Raw genomic sequence first — 21965 nt, 5'->3', positions numbered from 1 at the left:
GGATCGGCTCCCGATAAACCGAACCATTCCTGGCCGGTCAGAGATTGGCCGAACGCCACCAGTTGCTGTGATCCTTCCGCAGTACCTCGTGCGTAAGCATCGGGTAGTGCACGAGTTCCTCGCCAATGCCCAGGTAGAAGCCGTCCTTGACCATTCGATACGGGAACTGGAGCGAGTGCACGCGGTGTACGAGCTTGTTCTGCTTCGACCCAGGCCGCAGTTCCAGCAAGGCCTCACGCAGGTGCAGCAGGAACGAATACGGAAGATCACCTTCCTGGCCGTTCTCGGGGTCGCGCGCCAGCGGGCCTAGTTCGAGTTCGACAAAACACATTCCGGGGAAGCGGAAGAACTTCGATGGCTTTGTGGTCACGTCCGCGTAATACTTGGCGGGATCGAGCAGGCTGACCACCAGGCTATTGATCGGTGCCAAATCCTGGAACATGTGCCGTTCCTGATCGGCTTTGGGTAGACCGTCCCCTCGTTTCAGGCCCAGCGTCGCGCCCATTGCCGTAGTCAGGTAGAGCTGGCCGATGGCATTCATCGACAGATGCTCCATGACGCGGTACATCGAGATATAGACAGAGTTCTTTGGCGTGCCATCCTGCTTCTCCGCGCAGCGCGCAAATGCACCGTCGATGTCGAAGTATTCATGGCGGAACAATGGGTCGACTTCGAAGAACAGGGCCTGCCCCTTCGATTTGAACTTGTGGCCAGTCGCGTAGTACTGCCCGAACTGCTCCGGTTCAAGCATGGACGCGATCAATGCTTCAGGAATCAGCGAAAAATATAGATGCATGGACATGGTTGAACCCTCCCTGAGATAGTCGAGCTTTTTCGACATTCTTGTTTGGCGCTGTGTCGGCAACTCCGCTCGAAGCCCACCAGCGACCTGGCTTCCGGTGTAGCGCCGACGCCGCGTACCACTACACCATCGCCTTTTTGGCGATGATGCGCATCCCGTAGAAGCTGCGGAATACGAAAACGAGGTTCACGACCAGGAACAGCGCCGCCAATGCAAATACCACTCCCTGGTGTCCCTGTGCCTGGAGCCCCACCGCCATCTCGACCGCCAGCAAGCCGAACAGCGTGGTGAACTTGATGATCGGGTTCATGGCCACCGAGGCGGTGTCCTTGAACGGGTCGCCGACCGTGTCACCGACCACCGAAGCCGTGTGCAGATCGGTCCCTTTGGCATGCATTTCCGTTTCCACAATCTTCTTTGCATTGTCCCACGCGCCACCGGCGTTAGCCATGAAAACGGCCTGGTAGAGGCCAATGATCGCCAGCGAGATCAAATAGCCAATAAAGAAGAAAGGTTCGATGAAGGCGCAAGCCAGGGTTCCGAAGAACACCGCCATGAAGATGTTAAACATGCCTTTCTGGGCGTAGATCGTGCAGATCTCGACGACCTTCTTGCTGTCCTTGGGCGATGCCTTGACTACCGCATCGAGTCGGATGTGCGTACTGATGAACTCCACCGCCCGGTAGGCCCCTGTCGATACCGCCTGGGTGCTGGCGCCGGAAAACCAGAAGATCGTCGCGCCACCGGAGACCAGGCCGAGCAGGAATGGCGGGTGAAGCAACGACAGCTTATCGAGGTTTTCCGTCAGGCCGGCAGTGAGCAGCATGACGATCGAAAAAACCATGGTCGTCGCACCGACTACCGCGGTGCCTATCAACACAGGCTTGGCAGTGGCCTTGAAGGTGTTGCCGGCCCCATCGTTCTCCTCGAGCAGGAACTTCGCCGCACTGAAGTCGACATCGACAGCGTAATCCCTCTTGATTTCACCGGCGACACCGGGAACCTGCTCGATCATCGACAGCTCATAGACCGACTGCGCATTGTCGGTGACCGGGCCGTAGCTATCGACGGCAATCGTTACCGGGCCCATTCCCAGGAAGCCAAAGGCGACGAGCCCGAAAGAGAAGACCGCGGCCATCATCGCGGCCTTGGCGGAATCGGGATTGATCACCGCCGTCAGCTCGTACTGCGACAGGACGTAAGAACCAGACATCAGGCCGACGACGATCACGCCAATCCAGAATGCCGAGAAGTACCCAGCCACAAGGCCGGACAGGATGTTGAGGCTCGCGCCTCCGGCCTCGGACGCCGTCACCACTTCGCGGACGTGCTTGGACTTGGTCGACGTGAAGACCTTTACCACCTCCGGAATGATGGCTCCAGCCAGTGTGCCGAGGGTGATGATCAGCGAAAGCTGCCACCACAGGTTGGGGTAGGCCGTACCGCTGACAGTGAATTGCCCCATCAGCAGGTACGAGACAATGAAGGTAATGACCAGCGAGACGACCGACGTGATCCATACCAGCGAGGTCAGCGGCGCTTCGAAATTGAAGCGTTGCTTGTCGCCATACAGGCGCCGCGCCAGCATCTGATTGCCGAGGTAAGAAATCCCCGAAGCGACGATCATCATTACGCGCATGGCAAACAGCCAGACCAACAGCTGAACCTGGACGGCGGGCTCCGGTACGGCAAGCATGATGAAGGTGATCAGTGCCACGCCCGTGACGCCGTAAGTCTCGAAGCCGTCCGCCGTCGGACCAACCGAATCGCCAGCGTTGTCGCCCGCACAGTCGGCGATCACCCCGGGGTTGCGCGCGTCGTCCTCCTGAATACCGAATTCGATCTTCATCAAGTCGGAACCAATGTCCGCGATCTTGGTGAAGATGCCGCCGGCTATGCGCAGTGCCGCCGCGCCCAATGACTCGCCGATGGCAAAACCGATGAAACACTTGCCTGCCAGTGAAGCCGGCACGAACAGCATGATACAAAGCATGATCAGCAACTCGGTCGATATCAGCAGCATGCCGATGGAGATTCCCGAGGTGATCGGAATCGCGTAAATCTGATAAGGTTTCGCCACTAGCGAAGCGAACGCCGTGCGGCTGTTGGCCAGGGTATTGATGCGTATACCGAACCACGCAACGCCGAAAGACCCGGCAATGCCGATCACCGAAAAGGTCAGGATCGTCGCCACGTCGGAAACGGGCAGCTGCTGGACGAAGTAGAAATAGCCGATCATGATCACTGCGGTGAAGGCCTGCAGAACAAGCAGGAACTTGCCCTGAGTAATCATGTAGGTCTTGCAGGTCTCGTAGATCAATTCGCTGATTTCGGCCATTGAGCGATGCACCGGCAGGCCGCGAATCCGGCGGTAGATGACGGCGCCGAAGACAAGGCCCGCGATAGCGACGACAAGCCCGTAGGAAAGCAGTGTCGAGCCCGAAATTCCCCCAAGGAAGCTTACCAGCGAGGTATCTCCGAGATCGGGTAGAACGAGGTTGACCTCGGAGACATGGCCCTCCGTGGCCGCGATGGCTGGCAGCGACGCCACACCAAAAATTATGAGCAATGCCAACAACAGATAACGTGCGAAGCAGTATCGTGGTGGCGCCAAGGCATTGTGAGCGAATGTCATATAACGGGGTCCAAAGAGAGTTAAGATGTTCTCGTTATATCCTTCGTGATGTCCGTTTAGCCGGACGGAGGGAGTCGAGACTCAATACCGCCGCGGCGAGTATCTCCGCCCGAATCAGCGCTGTCAAGCACACGCAGCGGCGTTGCTCGCGCCCATTTTCGCGGGATATCTCGGGCTCTGTGGAAAACGTCAGGAGCGTGACAAAACTGTTGCGACAGACCTATTTTTTCTTTTTAATCAAGGCCGGTGCTCACTTGGCGGTGGAGAAACACGCGTATGCACAAAAAACCCATAAGCATAGCGCCGCTTAGGTGGCGCGCACATCTCCGCAGCACTCGATAATCCGATCGGGCTGTTTGATAAACCCCTATTGCATACTTCCCGCTGCTGCGAAGATAGCCGGAAACAGACGGTAGCGGCAGCCCTCTATCGCATGAATCATCTCTGATTATAATTTATGAAACTTGCAAATAGCATAACTCCAAATCGTAATCATTTATTTTCTGCCGGGAAAATTCTTCTGCGATGGAGTCTCGACGTGCCTGGCTGCTGCACTTCGGAGAGGTCTCAAGAATGGCGAGCGCGCGACCCCAGAGAAGGGGCCACGAAATACGGCGTGTCCAACAAGCACCGCTGTCTTGCGGTGGTCATGGCAAAGCACTGAAACGGGGGCGTCTGGCTGCGGATGACCGTTCGTATGGTCCACGCTAGATGCAACAACCCATCAGCTCTGCACAAGACAGAAAACAGGTCATCAAATAGCGCAAGGCGTGTGTAGTCGCGCCGAAACGTTGAACCGTCTCAGCCGCGACGAGCGGTTTCGAGCCCCTGTCGCGGCATTTCGCAATGCAAGCGACTTTTCCTCTGCGCCGTCTTGATGTCGTTCATCAACTTCGGGGTTGCGGCACGTGCACACTCAGCAGGCTGCTTGAGGTTTGTTAAACGCCCTTTTCCTTCTACTGATGTGCGCAAAAAAAGCCGAGACAGTCCATCCGCCCCGGCTCCCTGTTAAGTAGCGCTTAAAGGTTGCACGAGCGCCACCAATTGCTGTGATTCTGGCGCAGCATTTCATGCGAAGGCATTTGGTAGAACGCGAGATCAGAACCGTTACCCATGTAGATACCGTTCTTGATCATCCGGTACGGGAACTCAAGTGAGTGAACCCGATGCACCAGCTTGCTTTGCTTGCCGGCTGGATCCACTTCCAGTAAGGCCTCGCGCAGATGGTGCACAAACGAGTACGGCAGATCGCCAATGGCCCCAGCACCCGGATCCGTCGCCAGTGCGCCAAGGCCGAGCTCGACAAAGCACAGGCCAGGGAAGCGAATGAACTTGTTCGGCTGGCTGGTGACTTTTTCATAGTAGGTCTTTGGATCCTGAGCGCTCACCACCAGGCTGTTGATCGGCGCCAAATCCTGGTACATGTGCAAGCCCTTCCCTTTCGCGGGAAACGAATCCGAGCGGCTCAACCCCAGCGTCTGGCCGTACGCGGTGCTCAGGTACAGCTTGCCCAGGGCGCTCACCGGAATGTGCTCGAGTACCCGGTATACGGAAATATAAACCGAGTTCTTGGGCGTGCCATCGGGGTGCGGAACACACCGCTCAATACCCTCATCGATGTTGAAAAACTCATGACGAAAATTTGGATCGACCTCGAAAAAGATCGCTTGCCCCTTGGATTTGTAGCTATGGCCGGTTGAGTAGTATTGCCCGAACTCTTCCGGTTCGAGCATGGAGGCGATCAAGGCTTCGGGGACCAACGAAAAGTAGAGATGTATCGTCATGATTGTGAACTTTCTCCAAGATTAGATTGTCTGGACAACGTGCAATCCTCGGAAGAGGCCGACGGTTACACATAGCCCAATGCGGTTTTTTTGCTTCGGCCACGACTCTGTCGTCGGAATTATACGAGGTGTGGCTGGCGACGCCTAGCCGCTTGAATCCACTTTGTCAGATTACATTTCGCCTTGATGCATCAAGCATTTCTGGAGCTTGCTTGTCTGGTTGCGGTCGACCGGCACGACTGACAAGCCTCGGAGCGTGTCTTGATCTGCGCCCTCCGAGGACACCGAGCGGCAAGTGAAACGGGTGCAGTCGCCCCGCTAGGGGGTTTTTCCTACATGGGGCAAGTCATCAAGGATGTCCGCCAGAACGATACGAAAGGCATGATCTTGGTCGCTTGCCGTCGCAACCAGCGCCATGGGCACACGCGCATCAGAAAAGCCGACACCGCGGTCTGGTAAACCAGCGCTGGCGCTGAACGGTGAGCGCGATAGGTCGCTTTGCGCCGCTGGTCTCAGGACAATTGCTTGAATGCCAAACTGGCGAACTTACACGTCGATATTTCTCGCTGCCAGAGCATTCGACTCGATAAAGTTGCGCCGTGGTTCGACCAGTTCACCCATCAGCGTCGTGAAGATCTCGTCGGCGCCAATGGCGTCTTCGATCTGGACTTTCAGCAAGCGGCGCACACTCGGGTCCATGGTGGTTTCCCAAAGCTGCTCGGGATTCATCTCACCGAGGCCTTTGTAGCGCTGTTTGCTGACCGTACGCTCGACTTCGCTGAGTAGCCACTGCATGGTCTCGGCAAAGCTGATTACCGCCTGTTTCTTCTCGCCACGAAGCACGATACCGCCTGGCCCGAAGAGACCTGCCAGGATCTCCGCAGTCTTGCGCAACTGCGCATAGTCACCACTGACCAACAAGTCGTCGTCGATCACGCTAACCTTGAGATTGCCATGCAGCATTTTCTCGAGACGTAACTGCCAGCGCTCCTGAGCGTCATCGTAGCGGGCGTAGATATTGATCCCCAGTTTGTCGCCGACGGCGTTCATCAGGGCAACGCCGCTGGCTGTCGCCGACGCTTCATCGGCCACTTCGACCTTGAGATTGGCATCGATCAGCGCGTGCAGGACTTCCGGATTGATCAAGTGCGATAAACGGTTGATCACCGCCTCGGCAAGCAGATACTCCCGTGCCAGCTCTTCCAGTGCGCCGCCCGAAATCTCCAGCGCTCCAGTTCTTGGGATCAACACCGAACCGTCCAACGCCAAGGTCAGGAGGAACTGCTTGAGCGCCTGATCATCCTTTATGTAGCGTTCGGTTTTGCCATGTTTGACTTTGTACAATGGCGGTTGTGCGATGTAAATGTGGCCATTTTCGATCAGTTCCGGCATCTGACGGTAAAAGAAGGTCAGTAGCAGGGTACGGATATGGGCACCGTCGACATCTGCATCGGTCATGATGATCAGGCGGTGATAACGCAACTTCTCGGGCTTGTACTCGTCCTTGCCTATCCCGGTACCGAGAGCGGTAATCAGGGTAACAATCTCCTGCGACGAGATCAGCTTGTCGAAACGGGCTTTCTCGACGTTGAGAATTTTTCCCTTCAGTGGCAGTATGGCCTGAAATTTTCGGTCGCGACCCTGTTTTGCTGAGCCCCCGGCGGAGTCTCCCTCGACCAGGTAGAGTTCGCAAAGAGCTGGGTCCTTCTCCTGACAGTCGGCCAGTTTTCCAGGCAACCCGACGCCATCGAGCAAACCCTTGCGGCGCGTCATTTCTCTGGCCTTGCGCGCAGCATCGCGGGCACGCGCCGCTTCTATAATCTTGCCGGTGATTATCTTGGCGTCGAGTGGACGCTCTTGCAGGAACTCGCTCAGTTTCGCCGCTACGACCTCTTCCACCGCTGGACGCGCTTCAGAAGAAACCAGTTTCATCTTCGTTTGCGAAGCAAACTTCGGGTCAGGCATTTTCACCGACAGCACACAGGCCAGACCCTCGCGCATGTCGTCACCGGCGATATCCACTTTGGCCTTTTTGGCGATCTCGTGCTCTTCGATGTAGCGGTTGATCACCCGCGTCATCGCCGCACGCAAGCCAGTCATGTGCGTACCGCCGTCGGCCTGGGGGATGTTGTTGGTAAAACACAGCACCTGTTCGACGTAGCTGTCGTTCCACTGCATGGCCACTTCAACGTTGATCAGTCCGTTGACCGTCGCCGACTCGCCGCAGGCATGAAACACATTCGGATGAAGGACCGATTTCGCGCGATTGATGTACTCCACGAAACCTTGAACACCACCCAGGAAGGCAAAGTCTTCTTCCTTGCCGTTGCGCTGGTCAATCAGGCGAATCTTTACGCCATTGTTGAGGAAGGAAAGCTCACGCAGACGCTTGGCAATAATCTCGTAGTGAAACTCGACCTGGCCGAAGATCTCGTCGTCCGCCATGAAGTGCAGTTCTGTGCCGCGCTTTTCCGTGGTGCCAACAATCCTGGTTGGCGATACCTCGACCTCCTTCTGAATCTCGATCAGGCGATCGACCACCTTCCCTCGGTTGAACTCGATCAAATGTTTGTGGCCATCGCGGCGGATGGTCAGACGCAGCCACTTCGACAAAGCGTTGACGCATGAAACGCCGACCCCGTGCAGACCACCTGAAACTTTGTACGAATTCTGGTTGAACTTGCCGCCTGCATGCAGCACGCACATGACGATCTCGGCCGCCGAACGCTTCGGCTCGTGGCGGTCGTCAAACTTGATACCGGTGGGTATACCGCGGCCGTTGTCGGCTACAGAAATCGAATTATCGGCGTGAATCGTGATGACGATATCGTCGCAATAACCGGCCAACGCCTCGTCAATAGCGTTGTCGACCACTTCGAATACCATGTGGTGCAAACCAGTGCCATCGGAAGTATCACCGATATACATTCCCGGCCGCTTGCGAACTGCCTCCAGACCCTCCAGCTGCTGGATGCTCGTTTCGTCATAAGCCGGTTGCTCGTTTTCTTCATTCATTCTAGATCCACTGCTTTCTCTTGATTGAAGCTTTCCTACTACTTCCTCATCCGGCTAACGGATTTCAAATCCGCATTGGCATTACGACGTACCTGAACCTCTCGTTGCCCGGAATGGTCAATAGGGCGCTTGAATTGGCATCATTGAAACCCCACTCGATCGTTTCTTCGGAGCGGTTGTTGAGAACATCCAGCAGATAGGCAACATTGAAACCGACGTCTAGTGCCTCGCCCTGGTAATCGACCTCGATCTCTTCTTGCGCTTCTTCCTGTTCAGCGTTGGCGGCAATGATCTTCAGGCTGCCGTCAGCAAGTACCAGGCGAACACCACGGAATTTCTCGTTAGTCAAAATCGCTGCCCGCACCATCGACTGCAGCAGCACTGTGCGGCTGACCGAAACGACGTTTCTGAGGCTGATCGGGATCACGCGCTCGTAATCCGGGAAGCGACCATCAATCAGCTTGGACACCAGATTGATGTGGCCAAACTGGAAGCGGATCTGACTCGGTAACATTTCGATCGACAGTGGCTCGTCATTGTCGGCGAGCAGTCGATTGAGCTCGATCACCGTCTTGCGTGGCAGGATCAGCTCCTGCCGTGTGGCACCCTCCCGACGCAGAGCTTCGGGAGCATCCTCCAATGCTACGCTGGCATAGGCTAGTCGATGACCATCGGTCGCTACCGCTCGCAGCTCGCTGCCATCCACCAGTAGCAAGAGACCGTTCAGATAGTAACGAACATCCTGTGTGGCCATCGCATACTGGGTCTGACCCAACAACTTGCGAAACTCCTTCTGCGGTACCGTGAATCGCTTGGCCTCCCCGTCCGCTAGAGCCAAACACGGAAAGTCATCTGCTGGCAAAGTCTGCAGGCTGAAACGGCTTTTTCCCGCCTTGACCTGCAGGCGCCTGTCTTCAAGGATCAGACTTACCTCGGCCGCTTCCGGCAAAGAACGCAAAATCTCCTGCAGTTTCCTCGCCCCGACCGTAACTGCTCCGTCGCCATCACCTGCCGTACCGCTGGTGGAGCTGGTGATCTGGATCTCGATATCGGTTGCCAGAAGAGTCAACACCTCGCCTCTCTTTTCGAGCAACACGTTCGAGAGAATCGGAAGTGTGTGACGCCTCTCAACTATTCCCGAAACCGCCTGCAAAGGTGCCAGGAGGGTGTCGCGCCGTGTTTTGATAAGAAGCATATCTATAAATCCTATAAAGACTATGGTCCGAACAAGTCTGTTGATTGTTCTTATTTTTCTTTTTAAATCTGTTACTTAGACATTTTTATCAGCCTGAATAAAGGCGGTACGAGACTGTGGGCAAGATTTAGCAACTTATCCACAGGCCCTGGATACACATCTTGTCCAACTGTTACCAGCGGCTTTTCCAGTGACTTATACAAAGGCATCCTAGGTTTTCAGAACCTGCTGGAGAACATGTACGTCGTGGTTGATGTCGTTGTTCTTGGTCCGCAGATCGTCGATGGTGCGGACCGCATGCAGTACAGTGGTATGGTCGCGCCCGCCGAAGGCAGCTCCTATCGCGGGGTAGCTCAGCGTCGTCAGATTCTTTGCCAGCCACATGGCAATCTGACGCGGTCGAACGATCACCCGCGTACGCTTCTTGGAGAACAAGTCCGCCACCTTAATCTTGTAGTAATCTGCTACCGTTTTCTGGATGTTCTCGACCGTAATCTGTCGGTTGACCGAACCGATCACATCTTTTAGTGCCTCCTTGGCCAGATCCAGCGAGATCCGTTGTCCATGAAACGCCGAATAGGCAAGTACCTTTTTTAGAGCACCCTCCAGCTCTCTAACATTCGACCGCAGATGCTTGGCAATGTAGAAGGCAACTTCGTCGTCAAGTACTACCCCACCGACTTCTGCTTTATTTTTAAGAATCGCAACACGCATTTCTGTTTCCGGAGGTTCGATCTGAACCGTTAGACCCCAATCAAAACGAGTGATCAGCCGATCTTCAAGGCCGGAGATGTTCTTTGGGTAAGTGTCGCAACTGATGACGATTTGCTTCCTGGTTTCACTAAGTGCATTGAAAACGTAGAAAAATTCTTCCTGTGTCCGGTTCTTTCCGTTGAAGAACTGGACGTCATCGAGAAGCAATACGTCAAGTGATCGATAATAACGCTTGAACACGTCAAAGGACTTCTGTTGGTAGGCACGAACGACGTCTGAGTAGTAGTCCTCGGCGTGAACATAACGCACGATCTTGTCGGGGAAGTTGTCAAGGATGTGATTGCCGATCGCGTGAATGAGGTGTGTCTTGCCGAGACCGGCTCCGCCATAGATGAACAACGGGTTGTAGGTAGTCTCCCCCGGATTGATGGCAACTTGTCGGGAAGCTGCGCGGGCTAGATCGTTGGCTTTTCCGACAATTAGGTTGTCGAAGGTAAAGGTTTGGATCAACCTCGTCTTTTCGTAAGCCGACCGACCGTTATTGACCAACGAACTATTGGAGACCACGGCTACGGAAACCGTTTTCCCGGGCTCGTGGGTGGTGGTCTGCCCGGCCCGGTCTGACGGTGGGTTTTTCGGTGCTACGATGCGCTCGCCGAGGGTCAAAGCGATGCTGATGGGCGCAGAGAAATGCTCGCTCCCCAATTCCTCGATTCGCGCCAGATAACGCTCCTTGACCCACTTCAGAATGAAACCGTTCGGTGCCAGAAGGCGCAATCCGCGCGTGAAATCTTCCTCCCCTTCCAGGCGAAGCGGACGGATCCAGGTATTGAATTGCTGAGGCGGAAGTTCTTGCTCGAACTGGCTCAGACACGAGGACCAGAAACTAGCCATCGACAGTCATCGACTGGAATTCCCAAGTAAAGCGCCAATGTGAGACGGCAACAGAAACGGCCTGCCCTGACAAGAAAGACATCTAGGAAACATCGAGATTGGACCCTATCCCCACTTGGCGTAAGCTACCAGCCTCCGGTTGACAGCACGGATTTGTCGGCAGCTCGCTACGCTTGGCGCTTCTTGTCTTGCCCAGAGCGCTGAAACGGCAATTCTAACGCGTTGACCGGAAGTTATCCACAGCAGCGTCAAAAAACTGGTCTTGACAAGCTTCCCTTAGAAGCTGTCTAATTATCCGTTTACTTCGTATTGACTTCAAGGGCTTGACCATGAAACGTACCTATCAACCGTCGGTTGTTCGCCGCAAGCGTACGCACGGCTTCCTCGTTCGTATGTCTACCCGTGGCGGCCGTGCGACAATTCGCGCCCGTCGTGCCAAAGGTCGACATCGCCTGGCGGTTTGAGCGGGAGATCGCGTAGCTCCGCCGATCACTCGACATCTGCTACCGCGTTTCCAAAGCTGTACCGCCTACTGAAAACGGATGAGTATTCATCCGTTTTCAGTTTCAGGAAGGCACTGAAAAGCAAGCATTTCCTGCTACATTACGGCCCTCGTAGCGTTGCAGAAACATCGGGCGCTCGGTTGGGTCTGGTGGTAGCCAAACGCTTCCTGCGCCGTTCGGTTGATCGAAACCTCGTCAAGCGGCTGGCCCGGGAGCGTTTCCGGCTGATGCGTTCACGACTTCGCGCCAGCGACATGGTGCTGCGTCTGGCGGCCATGCCGAGACCGCTCGAGCGGCAGCCGTTGTCGCTCGAGATCCAGCGCTTGCTGAGCAAGATGATCTCACCAGAACGATGAACCGATGAAACAGATGCTGCTTGCCTTGATAGGCTTTTACCGCTACGCGGTCAGCCCTATGCTCGGGCGCCGCTGCCGTTTCTTCCCCAGCTGTTCCGAGTACGCCGCAGAAGCCATTGAGAAGCACGGTGCTAGCAAGGGTACACGACTTGCCCTGCATCGGTTTTTTCGCTGTCATCCGTGGAATCCCGGCGGTTTCGACCCCGTCCCCTGAACATCAATCGAATCGTATAGGCTTTCATGGATAACCGACGCCTCCTGCTGCTGCTTGTCTTCTCTTTCTCATTGGTCATGCTCTGGGATGCCTGGCAGAAGTACAATCAGCCCAAACCGGTCGACCCGCCAGTGACCGTTGGTTTGGTGGAAACGTTGGCCCCGCAGCCGTCGACAAGCCTGCACAGCCCCGTTCCGGGGGTTCCTGGTGCTCCCCCGTCAGAAGCGGTCGCCGCTGCCCAGAAAGCTGACACAGTAACCGTAAAGACAGACCTCTTTACCGCCGAGGTGTCGGTGCTGGGTGGCGGTATCGTCCGTCTGGTGTTCAATGACTACAAGGACACCGAATCCAAGAGCAAGGATTTCGCTCTCTTCGAAGCCAGGCATGACTATTTCGCGCAGAGCGGTTTGATCGGCGGCAGCTTGCCCAACCACAAGACCGTTTTCTCGCCGGTTCCGGGCAGCCGAGAACTCAGCGGCGATGCCAAGACCCTCGAGCTTCGTCTCGAAGCACCACCAAGTAATGGCGTCAAGGTCGCCAAGATCTACACCTTCACCCGTGGCAGTTACCTGATCGACGTCACACACGAGATCGACAATGGCAGCGACAAGAGTGTGGCGGCACACGCCTATTTCCAGTTGCAGCGTGACACCGCCGCGCCCGAAGGCGAGAGCAGGATGGTATCGACCTTCACTGGCCCGGCAGTCTATACGGAGGAGGACAAGTATCAAAAGGTGCATTTTGCCGATATCGAGAACGGCAAGGCCAAGTTCGTTACCCAAGCGGACAACGGCTGGATAGCCATGGTTCAGCACTACTTCGTCTCGGCATGGATACCGCCCGAAAAATTGCCACGTGAATTCTATATGCGCAAGCTCGACGGCATGGCCAAACCGGTGGTCAGCGCTGGCGTCATCGTGCCAGTACCGATAGCGGCATCCGGCTCGAAGGTCGCCTTTTCTGTTCCTCTCTATGCCGGTCCGCAACTGCAGAGCAATCTTGATCACCTCGCGCTGCCGAAGGCAGAAGGCGGAATCGGCGCACAGGGTCTGCCGCTGGTCGTCGACTACGGTTGGCTGACGATTGTTGCCGCCCCTATTTTTTGGTGTCTACAGGCGATCCACAAGCTGGTCGGAAACTGGGGTTGGGCCATCGTTCTGCTCACCGTCGGCATCAAGCTTCTGTTCTTCCCACTATCGGCGGCAAGCTACAAGTCGATGGCCAAGATGCGTACCGTTACACCACGGCTGGTCGCCCTCAAAGAACGTTATGGCAGCGACCGCCAGAAGCTCAATCAGGAGATGATGGAGCTCTACAAGAAAGAAAAGATCAACCCCTTGGGTGGCTGCCTGCCGATCGCCGTGCAGATCCCGGTTTTCATTGCACTCTACTGGGCTCTGCTCGGTGCGGTTGAAATTCGCGATGCCCCCTGGATATTGTGGATTACTGATCTTTCAGCCAGCGATCCTTACTACGTCTTGCCAGTGGTCATGGTGGCGACGATGCTGATCCAGACCAGGCTCAATCCAACGCCGCCCGATCCGATTCAAGCCAAGGTGATGATGATGATGCCATTCATCTTCGGTGCCATGTTCTTCTTCTTCCCGGCGGGTCTGGTGCTCTACTGGGTGGTCAACAACACGCTGTCCATTGCCCAGCAATGGCAAATCACCCGGATGATCGAAGGTGGTGGAAAAGCCGCCAACGACGCCAAGGCCTGAGGCGGGCAGCGCTGCGACGACGATAGCCGCGATTGCCACCGCTCCCGGCCGCGGCGGCATCGGCATTGTTCGCGTTTCGGGCGCCAGGCTCCTGGACTTTTGCGCGGCACTTAGCGGTAAGAAACCTGCCGCGCGCCTGGCGACTGTTGCCGACTTCAACAGTGCCGACGGCAGTGTGATTGACAAGGGCCTGCTGTTCCACTTTCCCGGCCCGCACTCCTTCACCGGCGAGGACGTACTGGAACTGCATGGCCATGGCGGCCCGGTGGTCATGCAAATGCTTCTCGCCCGCTGCCTGGAGCTTGGTGCGCGATTGGCAGACCCCGGCGAGTTTACGCGCCGCGCCTACCTCAACGGCAAGCTCGATCTGGCGCAGGCCGAGGCGGTGGCCGACCTTATCGACGCCTCGACTACCGCTGCTGCCCGTAGCGCTGTCCGTTCGCTACAGGGCGAATTCTCTCGGGAAGTGAACGCGCTGCTGGCGCAACTGATCGAATTGCGCATGCTAGTCGAAGCGACCCTGGATTTCCCGGACGAGGAAGTCGATTTTCTCGAAGCTGCCGATGCCTTTGGCCGCCTTGATCGCCTGCAACATAGATTGGACGAGGTTTTCGACCGTGCCCGGCAAGGCCGGTTGCTGCAGGGGGGCTTGCATGTCGTCCTCGCTGGTCAGCCCAATGTCGGCAAGTCGAGCTTGCTCAATCGCCTGGCCGGCGACGAGCTTGCCATCGTCACGTCGCTTCCCGGCACCACTCGCGACCTCGTCCGCGGTACGCTCCAGGTCGAAGGGATCCCGTTGCACGTGATCGATACCGCCGGGCTGCGCGAAACCGACGATGAGATCGAGCGGATCGGAATAGCACGCAGCTGGCAAGAAATAGCGCGTGCTGACGTCGTCGTCTTGCTGGTCGATGCGCGCTCTGGCGTCGGTGAAGCCGACCGCGCGATCCTTGCCAAACTCCCCAACCACCTGGCCAGATTAACGGTTCACAACAAGATTGACCTGGCCGCTCGGGGGCCTGCATGCCATGATGACGCCGATGGCGTGACGGTAGCCCTTTCCGCCAAATCCGGAGAAGGTATCGACTTATTGCGCCAGGTCTTGCTGCGCATAGCCGGATGGCAGCCTACCGAAGACGTGTTCCTCGCTCGCGAACGCCACCTGCGGGCGTTGGCCGTGACGCGTGCTCATATTGACCAGGCACGCGAACGCTTGCCACTGCTCGACCTGTTCGCCGAGGAACTTCGACTCGCTCAGTTGGCGCTGGCGACGATCACCGGCGACTTCAGTGCCGACGATCTTCTTGGCGAGATCTTCGGGCGCTTCTGCATTGGAAAGTAGCCCGTTGAGATCCTTCGTGGGCGCACCAGGGCTTCGTCACCGGGTGACCACGAAAATCTGCCAGCCAACAAGCACTCAAGGGTGTTCTGGGTGGGGCGGAGCAACGGATCATCTGGCGGCCATGGCCGGCGCGGCGCGAACCTTCCTACCACACAAGGGCTGAAAGTATCCGAACAAGAGGAAACAGGCCAATGAACTGGGACCCAGAGCAATACCTCAAATTTGTCGAGGCGCGCCGACGGCCGGCGCTTGATCTGATCGTCCGGCTGGGGGGCAAGTCTCCGACCGCAATCGTCGATCTCGGTTGCGGCGCCGGCAACGTTACCAGGCTGCTTGCCGAACACTGGCCGACGGCCAGGGTAACCGGCATCGACAGCGATCAGGCGATGCTCAGCAAGGCCTCGTCGACACCGTCGACCATCGATTGGCAGCGCGCCGACATTGCCGACTGGCGGGCGGAAGCCGCACCAGATCTGATTTTTTCGAACGCCGCTCTGCACTGGCTTGGTGATCACCGCAGTCTGCTACCGGGTCTGATCGGGCAACTCACCGACGGTGGTGTGCTGGCGCTTCAGATGCCGTCCAACTTCATGTCTCCATCGCATCAGATCCTGCGCAAACTGGCTGGCGACTATCGCTGGCAGCAGGCGCTGGGTCACGTCGAGATGGGCAGCGTCCTGTCAGCTGCCGAATACCACCGCCTGTTGATGCCGCTTTGTCGCTATCTGGATGTGTGGGAAACAACCTATTGGCAAGCGCTCAGTGGCGACGATGCGATCATTGAATGGATGAAAGGCACGACGCTGGTACCGTACTTGGCGCGCCTGGAGGGCGCGGCCACCGAGAAATTCCTCGCCGCCTACCGCGCGCGCTTGGCACTTGCCTACCCGCGAGGTGCCGACGGGCACACGGTATTCCCGTTCAAGCGAGTTTTTCTCGTGGCGCAGCGCTAAGTGGCCATAGCCGGGGTCGATTATTCATTGTTTGTCGCGCTGGGAACGGCGGCGCTGTTCGCCGGTTTCATCGATGCGGTGGTTGGCGGCGGCGGTCTGATCCAGATCCCTGCACTGTTCACTGCGCTGCCGAACGAAATCCCGGCGACACTTTTCGGGAGCAACAAGTTCGCCAGCGTCTTCGGAACAAGCAATGCCGCCTGGCGCTACGCTCGCCGGGTACGCATGCCCTGGCGGACGACGCTCCCGGCAGCGATCGCCGCCTTTGCATTTTCCTACCTTGGCGCGATGGCTGTCGCCTGGATGCCCCCCGAGCTGCTGCGGCCGCTGATTCTGCTGCTACTCGTCGGCGCCGCCATCTATACTTTTGCGCGCCGCGATTTCGGTGCTATTCACCGGCCCCAACACACCGGTGGCCGCGAGTTCGCCTACGCCGTGATCGTCGGCGGCGCGATCGGTTTTTACGATGGATTCTTCGGTCCCGGCACCGGCAGTTTCCTGATCTTTCTCTTCATCCGTTTTTTCGGCTTCGACTTCCTGCACGCCTCGGCAGCGTCAAAAGTAGTCAATGTCGCGACCAATCTGGCGGCGCTCGGCTACTTCCTCCCCAACGGTCACGTGCTGTTCGGTGTAGCGGTGCTGATGGCCACTTGCAACGTCCTTGGCTCGCTGATCGGCACTCATCTTGCGCTACGGCACGGCAGCGGCTTCGTGCGGAAGGTGTTTTTGTGCGTCGTCAGCCTGTTTATCGTCAAGTTCGCGCATGACACCTTCGTCTAGACTTGTTTTGTGTTTCCTCTGGTCGCAGAATGTGATGGTGCCGCACGGACGGCCGCGGCACTCTCATACCGATAAACGCAGCGATCAATCATGCTGGGGGAGACAATGAAGAGCAAGAAATCGATGGCCGCGGTGCTGGCCTTTCTGTCGGCGGGGTTTGCCGCCGCCGTGCATGCGGACATCAACGTTGGCGTCACCCTTTCCGCGACCGGGCCAGCGGCTTCGCTGGGCATTCCGGAGAAGAACACCTTTGCCTTGCTGCCAACCAGTATCGCTGGGCAAAAGATCAATTACATCGTTCTTGACGATGCTTCGGATACCACCACGGCAGTCAAGAACACCCGCAAGCTGATCGCCGAGGACAAGGTCGATGTGATCATCGGCTCGACGATTTCTCCCAACTCGTTGGCGATGATCGACGTCGTCGCGGAGGCCGAGACGCCGATGATTGCCATGGCCGCCTCGGCACGAATAATCGAGCCGATGGATGCCCAGCGTCACTGGGTGTTCAAGACGCCGCAGAATGACGCCCAGATGGCGACGGCGATCGTCGAGCACATGATCAACAACAACGTCAAGACGGTCGCTTACATCGGTTTTGCCGACGCCTACGGCGAAGGGTGGTGGAATCAGTTCTCCAAGATTGCCGAGGCGCGCAAGATCACGATCGTCGGCAATGAACGCTTCAATCGCTCGGATACCTCGGTGACCGGTCAGGTGTTGAAGATCCTCTCCGCCAAGCCCGACGCCGTGTTGGTCGGCGCGGCAGGCACGCCCGCTGCCCTGCCGCAGAAGTCGCTGAAGGAAAAGGGCTACAAGGGGATCATGTACCAGACGCACGGGGTCGCCAACGCCGACTTCCTGCGCGTCTGTGGCAAGGATTGTGAAGGCACCTTCCTGCCGGCCGGACCGGTACTGGTGGCCGCCCAGTTACCCGACAGTAACCCGGTCAAGATGGTGGCCCTTGATTATGTCAAGAAGTACGAGGCAGCACACGGCAAGGGCAGCGTGTCGACCTTCGGTGCGCATGCGTGGGATGCCGGCAAACTGCTGGCCAATGCCGTTCCCGTAGCACTCAAGACGGCGCAACCAGGAACCCCGGAGTTTCGCAAGGCGCTACGCGACGCCCTCGAGGGAACCAAGGATCTGACCGGGGCACACGGTGTTTTCAACATGAGTGCGCAGGATCACCTCGGTTTTGACCAGCGCTCCCGGGTGATGGTCCAGGTGGTTGGCGGGGACTGGAAGCTCGTGAAGTAGGCGCTCCGGCGCGCCCAAGGCGCGCCGGTTCTTGCCTGCCGACGTTCGGAATATTACCTCCGTGGGTGATAAGCGGCGCTGACGGCAATCACAGGCAAGCCGCTTCCGATTCTCCGTCAGACATCCTGGCCAGCACTTCGGCTACCCGCAGAAGGGGTTGCCGGCCGGCGTAGCGACTGGAATAGCGTTGATGGATTTGCAGATAGCCTTGCTGCTGGGCCAGGATGGGATCACCAACGGTGCTATTTACGCGCTGCTCGCGCTGGCTCTGGTCCTGGTTTTCGCCGTCACTCGTGTCATTTTCATTCCGCAAGGCGAGTTTGTCGCCTTCGGCGCCCTGACCCTGGCCGGTCTGCAGGCCGGCAGGCTACCAGGCACCATCTGGCTGTTGCTGGCTCTGGGCTCGATGATCGCCCTCATCGAGGGCTCACTGGCGCTGCGCACGCGCCAGTTCAGGCGGCTACCGATGATCCTGCTGGTCAATTGCGGCGTGCCGCTGATGCTCGCCGGCGTGCTGTTCGCACTTTCGCCGGCCAGCCTGCCGCTGCCGCTCCAGGTATTGCTGGCGCTGATGCTGGTGGTGCCGCTCGGACCGATGATCTATCGTCTTGCCTACCAGCCCATTGCCGAGGCGTCGGTGTTGGCACTGTTGATCGTTTCGGTGGCAGTGCACGTGACCTTGATCGGTATCGGGCTATTTTTTTTCGGTGCCGAGGGTTCGCGGACCCTACCGTTCACCGACATGAGCTTCGAAGTGGGCGACGCGCTGCTGCAAGGGCAGACGGTGCTGGTGGTAGTTGCCAGCCTGGTGCTGATCGTTGCCCTGTACTTTTTCTTCGAACGCACGATCTACGGCAAGGCCCTGCGTGCGACGGCGATGAACCGCACCGGTGCGCGGCTGATGGGAATTTCGGGGACCCTGGCGGGCATGCTGTCGTTCACGCTGGCGGCGGCGATCGGTGCGTTTTCCGGCATCCTGATCTCGCCCATCACCACCATCTACTACGACTCGGGATTTCTGATCGGTCTCAAAGGCTTTGTCGGAGCGATCATCGGTGGTCTTGCCAGCTATCCGGTCGCTGCGGCCGGCGCCGTTCTGGTTGGCCTGCTCGAATCCTTCTCGTCGTTCTGGGCCAGTGCTTTCAAGGAAGTGATCGTGTTTACCGCGATCATCCCGGTATTGATCTGGCGTTCATGGAAGACCCGCCATGTGGAGGAGGAATGAGCCGAAGTCCGCACGCCACGGCTATTCTGCTGGTCTTCATTGCGGCGTTGTTCGGCGCCCCGCTGCTGTTGCCGGAATTCTATGTCACGCTGCTCAATTACATCGGCCTGTACGCGATTGTCGCGCTCGGACTGGTTCTACTCACCGGCGTCGGCGGTATGACTTCCTTCGGGCAGGCGGCGTTTGTTGGTCTTGGTGCCTATACTTCGGCGTATCTGACCACCGTGCACGGCGTGTCGCCATGGCTCACCCTGCCTGCCGGTCTGCTGGTTACCGGCATCGTGGCGCTGTCGCTCGGCTTGATCACGCTGCGTCTCTCCGGTCACTTCTTACCGCTGGGCACGATCGCCTGGGGTATGGCCCTCTACTACCTTTTTGGCAACCTCGCCGCTCTCGGCGGGCACACCGGCATCAGTGGCATACCGCCATTGCAGTTCTTCGAGCTCGAGCTGAAGTCGGGCCGCGAGTTCTACTATTTGATCTGGGCTGTCCTGCTGCTGATCATTCTCGCGACGCGAAACCTGCTCGACTCGCGCGAGGGCCGTGCCATCCGCGCGCTCAAGGGTGGTTCGCTGATGGCCGAAGCGATGGGCGTCAATACGCCGCGCCTGAAAATCGTCATCTTCACCCTGGCGGCGCTCTACGCCAGTATGTCCGGTTGGCTTTATGCGCACCTGCAGCGCTTCGTCAACCCGACCCCGTTCTCGCTGACCCAAGGCATCGAGTACCTGTTCATGGCGGTGGTCGGCGGCGTCGCGCACGTCTGGGGCGCGATCCTCGGCGCTGGTCTGATTACCGTTCTCAAGCAATGGTTGCAGGATTGGTTACCCACCCTGCTCGGCAGGAGTGGCAACTTCGAAATGATCGTTTTTGGACTGCTGATGATCTTCGTCCTGCATCGCGCTCGAGATGGTGTGTGGCCGATCATTCAACGTCTGGTTCCACAACGGGAACGGCGCGGCCGTTCTGTCGAGGCCTTGGCGCTGCCGCGTCGCCCGCTGCCGGCAGCGGGCTCGGTTGTCCTGGAGGTGAAGGACGCCAGCAAGCGCTTCGGTGGCGTGGTCGCCAACGACCGGATGAGTTTTCGTGTCAGGGCCGGTGAGGTAATGGCACTGATCGGGCCGAACGGCGCTGGGAAGAGCACCATGTTCGACGGCATCTCGGGCGTCGACCCGTTGACTTCCGGTGCTGTTAGCTTCCGCGGCGAGCGCATCGAATCCTTGCCGGCGCGTGATATTGCGCGGCGCGGCATGAGCCGCACTTTTCAGCATGTCCGTCTGTTGCCGGGGATGAGCGTCATCGAGAACGTCGCCATCGGTACGCATCTACGAGGCAGCAAGAGCTTCGTCGCCGCCGCTTGCCGCACTGACCGTGCGGAGGAGGCGCGCTTGCTGCAGGAAGCAGCGCTACAGATCGAGCGTTGCGGTCTCGCCGAGCAGATGTACGAACTGGCTGGCAGCCTGCCGCTCGGTAAGCAGCGTCTCGTCGAGATCGCCCGGGCGCTGGCCGCCGATCCGTGCTTGCTGCTCCTTGACGAGCCGGCTGCCGGCTTGCGCTACCTGGAGAAGCAGGCTCTTGCCGAGCTCTTGCGTCGTTTGCGTGCGGAAGGCATCGCCATCCTGCTGGTCGAGCACGATATGGATTTCGTGATGGGCCTGGCCGATCGGGTGGTGGTCATGGAATTTGGCCAGAAGCTGGCTGCCGGACTCCCGGAAGAGATTCAGCGCAATCCGGCAGTCGTCGAAGCCTATCTCGGGGGCGTCGAGTGAGCGCGGCGGCGCAAGCGGGCGAAAAGACGGTCGTGCTTGAGGTCAGCGAGCTGTCGGTGAGTTATGGCAAGGTCGAGGCACTGCACGGCATTGCCCTGAAGGTACACAAGGGGGAGATCGTCACCGTCATTGGTCCCAACGGGGCCGGCAAGACGACTCTGCTGTCCGCGCTGATGGGACTGCTGCCTGTTCGCGGCGAGATTGCCTACCTCGGTGAGCGACAGGGCGTCGAGCGGAGTGTCGAGGGACTGGTGCGGCAAGGAATGACACTGGTGCCGGAAAAGCGAGAACTGTTCGCCGAGATGAGCGTCCAGGACAACCTCCTGCTGGGCGCTTTCGACCGCTACCGGGGTGGTCACCGTGATCAACTGGAAACGATGGATCAGGTGTTCGACGTTTTTCCGCACCTGATGGAGCGCCGTGAGCAGATGGCCGGCACCCTCTCCGGTGGCGAACGCCAGATGCTGGCCATGGGTCGCGCGCTGATGGCCAAGCCGCGGCTCTTGCTGCTTGACGAACCCAGCCTGGGACTCGCCCCGCTGATCATCAAGGAGATCTTCCGCACGGTTGCGCAACTCAAGAAAACCGGGGTCGCCATTCTGCTGGTTGAACAGAATGCCCGCGCCGCCTTGCAGGTCGCCGACTACGGCTACGTGCTGGAGACCGGCGAGCTATCGCTTGAAGGGCCCAGTCGCGAGCTCTCCACCGATGCGCGAGTGATCGAGAGCTACCTCGGCCTGGGTGGCCGGCACTAGCCCTTCCGCAGCGGTCCCCGGCGCGCGCCGCCGCCGGCTGCGTTGATC

The 21965-nt window shown here is 58.1% G+C and carries 17 protein-coding genes; 11 read left to right on the top strand and 6 right to left on the bottom strand.

Annotated features, from left to right (window positions below):
- Positions 1–37 precede the first annotated feature (37 nt).
- The 6 genes from RUW20_RS12170 to dnaA all read right to left on the bottom strand — a co-directional run bounded on the left by RUW20_RS12170 (position 38) and on the right by dnaA (position 11039).
- Complete coding sequence (locus tag RUW20_RS12170; protein ID WP_313952497.1) at positions 38–802, bottom strand: hypothetical protein; 765 nt, start codon at positions 800–802, stop codon at positions 38–40.
- A 121-nt stretch (positions 803–923) separates the two neighbouring features.
- Positions 924–3437 carry a sodium-translocating pyrophosphatase gene (locus RUW20_RS12165; RefSeq protein WP_313952496.1) on the bottom strand — a complete coding sequence of 838 codons (2514 nt, stop codon included), beginning with the start codon at positions 3435–3437 and terminating at the stop codon, positions 924–926.
- A gap of 1019 nt (positions 3438–4456) precedes the next feature.
- Positions 4457–5221 (bottom strand): hypothetical protein, encoded by a 765-nt coding sequence (locus tag RUW20_RS12160; RefSeq protein WP_313952495.1) that lies wholly within the window; start codon positions 5219–5221, stop codon positions 4457–4459.
- Positions 5222–5767: 546 nt separating this feature from the next.
- Positions 5768–8236, bottom strand: a complete 2469-nt coding sequence (gene gyrB, locus RUW20_RS12155) for a DNA topoisomerase (ATP-hydrolyzing) subunit B (protein ID WP_313952494.1) — start codon at positions 8234–8236, stop codon at positions 5768–5770.
- 64 nt (positions 8237–8300) lie between these two features.
- On the bottom strand, positions 8301–9431 hold the full coding sequence (gene dnaN, locus RUW20_RS12150) for a DNA polymerase III subunit beta (RefSeq protein ID WP_313952493.1): 1131 nt from the start codon (positions 9429–9431) through the stop codon (positions 8301–8303).
- 210 nt (positions 9432–9641) lie between these two features.
- On the bottom strand, positions 9642–11039 hold the full coding sequence (gene dnaA / locus RUW20_RS12145) for a chromosomal replication initiator protein DnaA (RefSeq protein WP_313952491.1): 1398 nt from the start codon (positions 11037–11039) through the stop codon (positions 9642–9644).
- 329 nt (positions 11040–11368) lie between these two features.
- Here dnaA and rpmH point away from each other — a divergent pair, with 329 nt between their 5' ends.
- The 11 genes from rpmH (at position 11369) to RUW20_RS12090 (ending at position 21917) form a co-directional block, all read left to right on the top strand.
- Positions 11369–11503 (top strand): 50S ribosomal protein L34, encoded by a 135-nt coding sequence (gene rpmH / locus RUW20_RS12140; protein WP_313952490.1) that lies wholly within the window; start codon positions 11369–11371, stop codon positions 11501–11503.
- Positions 11500–11898, top strand: a complete 399-nt coding sequence (gene rnpA, locus RUW20_RS12135) for a ribonuclease P protein component (RefSeq protein WP_313952488.1) — start codon at positions 11500–11502, stop codon at positions 11896–11898. The genes rpmH and rnpA overlap by 4 nt, the downstream gene beginning before the upstream one ends.
- A 4-nt stretch (positions 11899–11902) precedes the next feature.
- The gene (gene yidD, locus RUW20_RS12130; RefSeq protein ID WP_313952487.1) at positions 11903–12112 is read left to right on the top strand and encodes a membrane protein insertion efficiency factor YidD; all 210 of its coding nucleotides are present in this window, start codon (positions 11903–11905) and stop codon (positions 12110–12112) included.
- Between the two features lie 26 nt (positions 12113–12138).
- A complete protein-coding gene (yidC, locus tag RUW20_RS12125; protein WP_313952486.1) occupies positions 12139–13833 on the top strand; it encodes a membrane protein insertase YidC in 1695 nt (564 codons plus the stop codon).
- The gene (gene mnmE, locus RUW20_RS12120; protein WP_313952485.1) at positions 13799–15175 is read left to right on the top strand and encodes a tRNA uridine-5-carboxymethylaminomethyl(34) synthesis GTPase MnmE; all 1377 of its coding nucleotides are present in this window, start codon (positions 13799–13801) and stop codon (positions 15173–15175) included. Before yidC ends, mnmE begins: the two co-directional genes overlap by 35 nt.
- Before the next feature lie 191 nt (positions 15176–15366).
- Positions 15367–16128, top strand: a complete 762-nt coding sequence (locus RUW20_RS12115) for a methyltransferase domain-containing protein (RefSeq protein ID WP_313952484.1) — start codon at positions 15367–15369, stop codon at positions 16126–16128.
- A complete protein-coding gene (locus RUW20_RS12110; protein WP_313952483.1) occupies positions 16129–16908 on the top strand; it encodes a TSUP family transporter in 780 nt (259 codons plus the stop codon). It abuts the gene before it with no gap.
- 105 nt (positions 16909–17013) lie between these two features.
- Positions 17014–18168: an ABC transporter substrate-binding protein gene (locus RUW20_RS12105; RefSeq protein ID WP_313952482.1), complete on the top strand. Its 1155-nt coding sequence runs from the start codon at positions 17014–17016 to the stop codon at positions 18166–18168.
- 190 nt (positions 18169–18358) lie between these two features.
- Positions 18359–19393 (top strand): branched-chain amino acid ABC transporter permease, encoded by a 1035-nt coding sequence (locus tag RUW20_RS12100; protein ID WP_313952481.1) that lies wholly within the window; start codon positions 18359–18361, stop codon positions 19391–19393.
- Positions 19390–21162: a branched-chain amino acid ABC transporter ATP-binding protein/permease gene (locus RUW20_RS12095; RefSeq protein WP_313952480.1), complete on the top strand. Its 1773-nt coding sequence runs from the start codon at positions 19390–19392 to the stop codon at positions 21160–21162. Before RUW20_RS12100 ends, RUW20_RS12095 begins: the two co-directional genes overlap by 4 nt.
- A 32-nt stretch (positions 21163–21194) precedes the next feature.
- Positions 21195–21917 (top strand): ABC transporter ATP-binding protein, encoded by a 723-nt coding sequence (locus RUW20_RS12090; protein WP_313952479.1) that lies wholly within the window; start codon positions 21195–21197, stop codon positions 21915–21917.
- Positions 21918–21965: the final 48 nt, after the last annotated feature.

This window comes from Accumulibacter sp., assembly GCF_032229525.1.
Taxonomy (GTDB): domain Bacteria; phylum Pseudomonadota; class Gammaproteobacteria; order Burkholderiales; family Rhodocyclaceae; genus Accumulibacter.
This window is presented reverse-complemented; position numbering and strand designations above follow the sequence as displayed.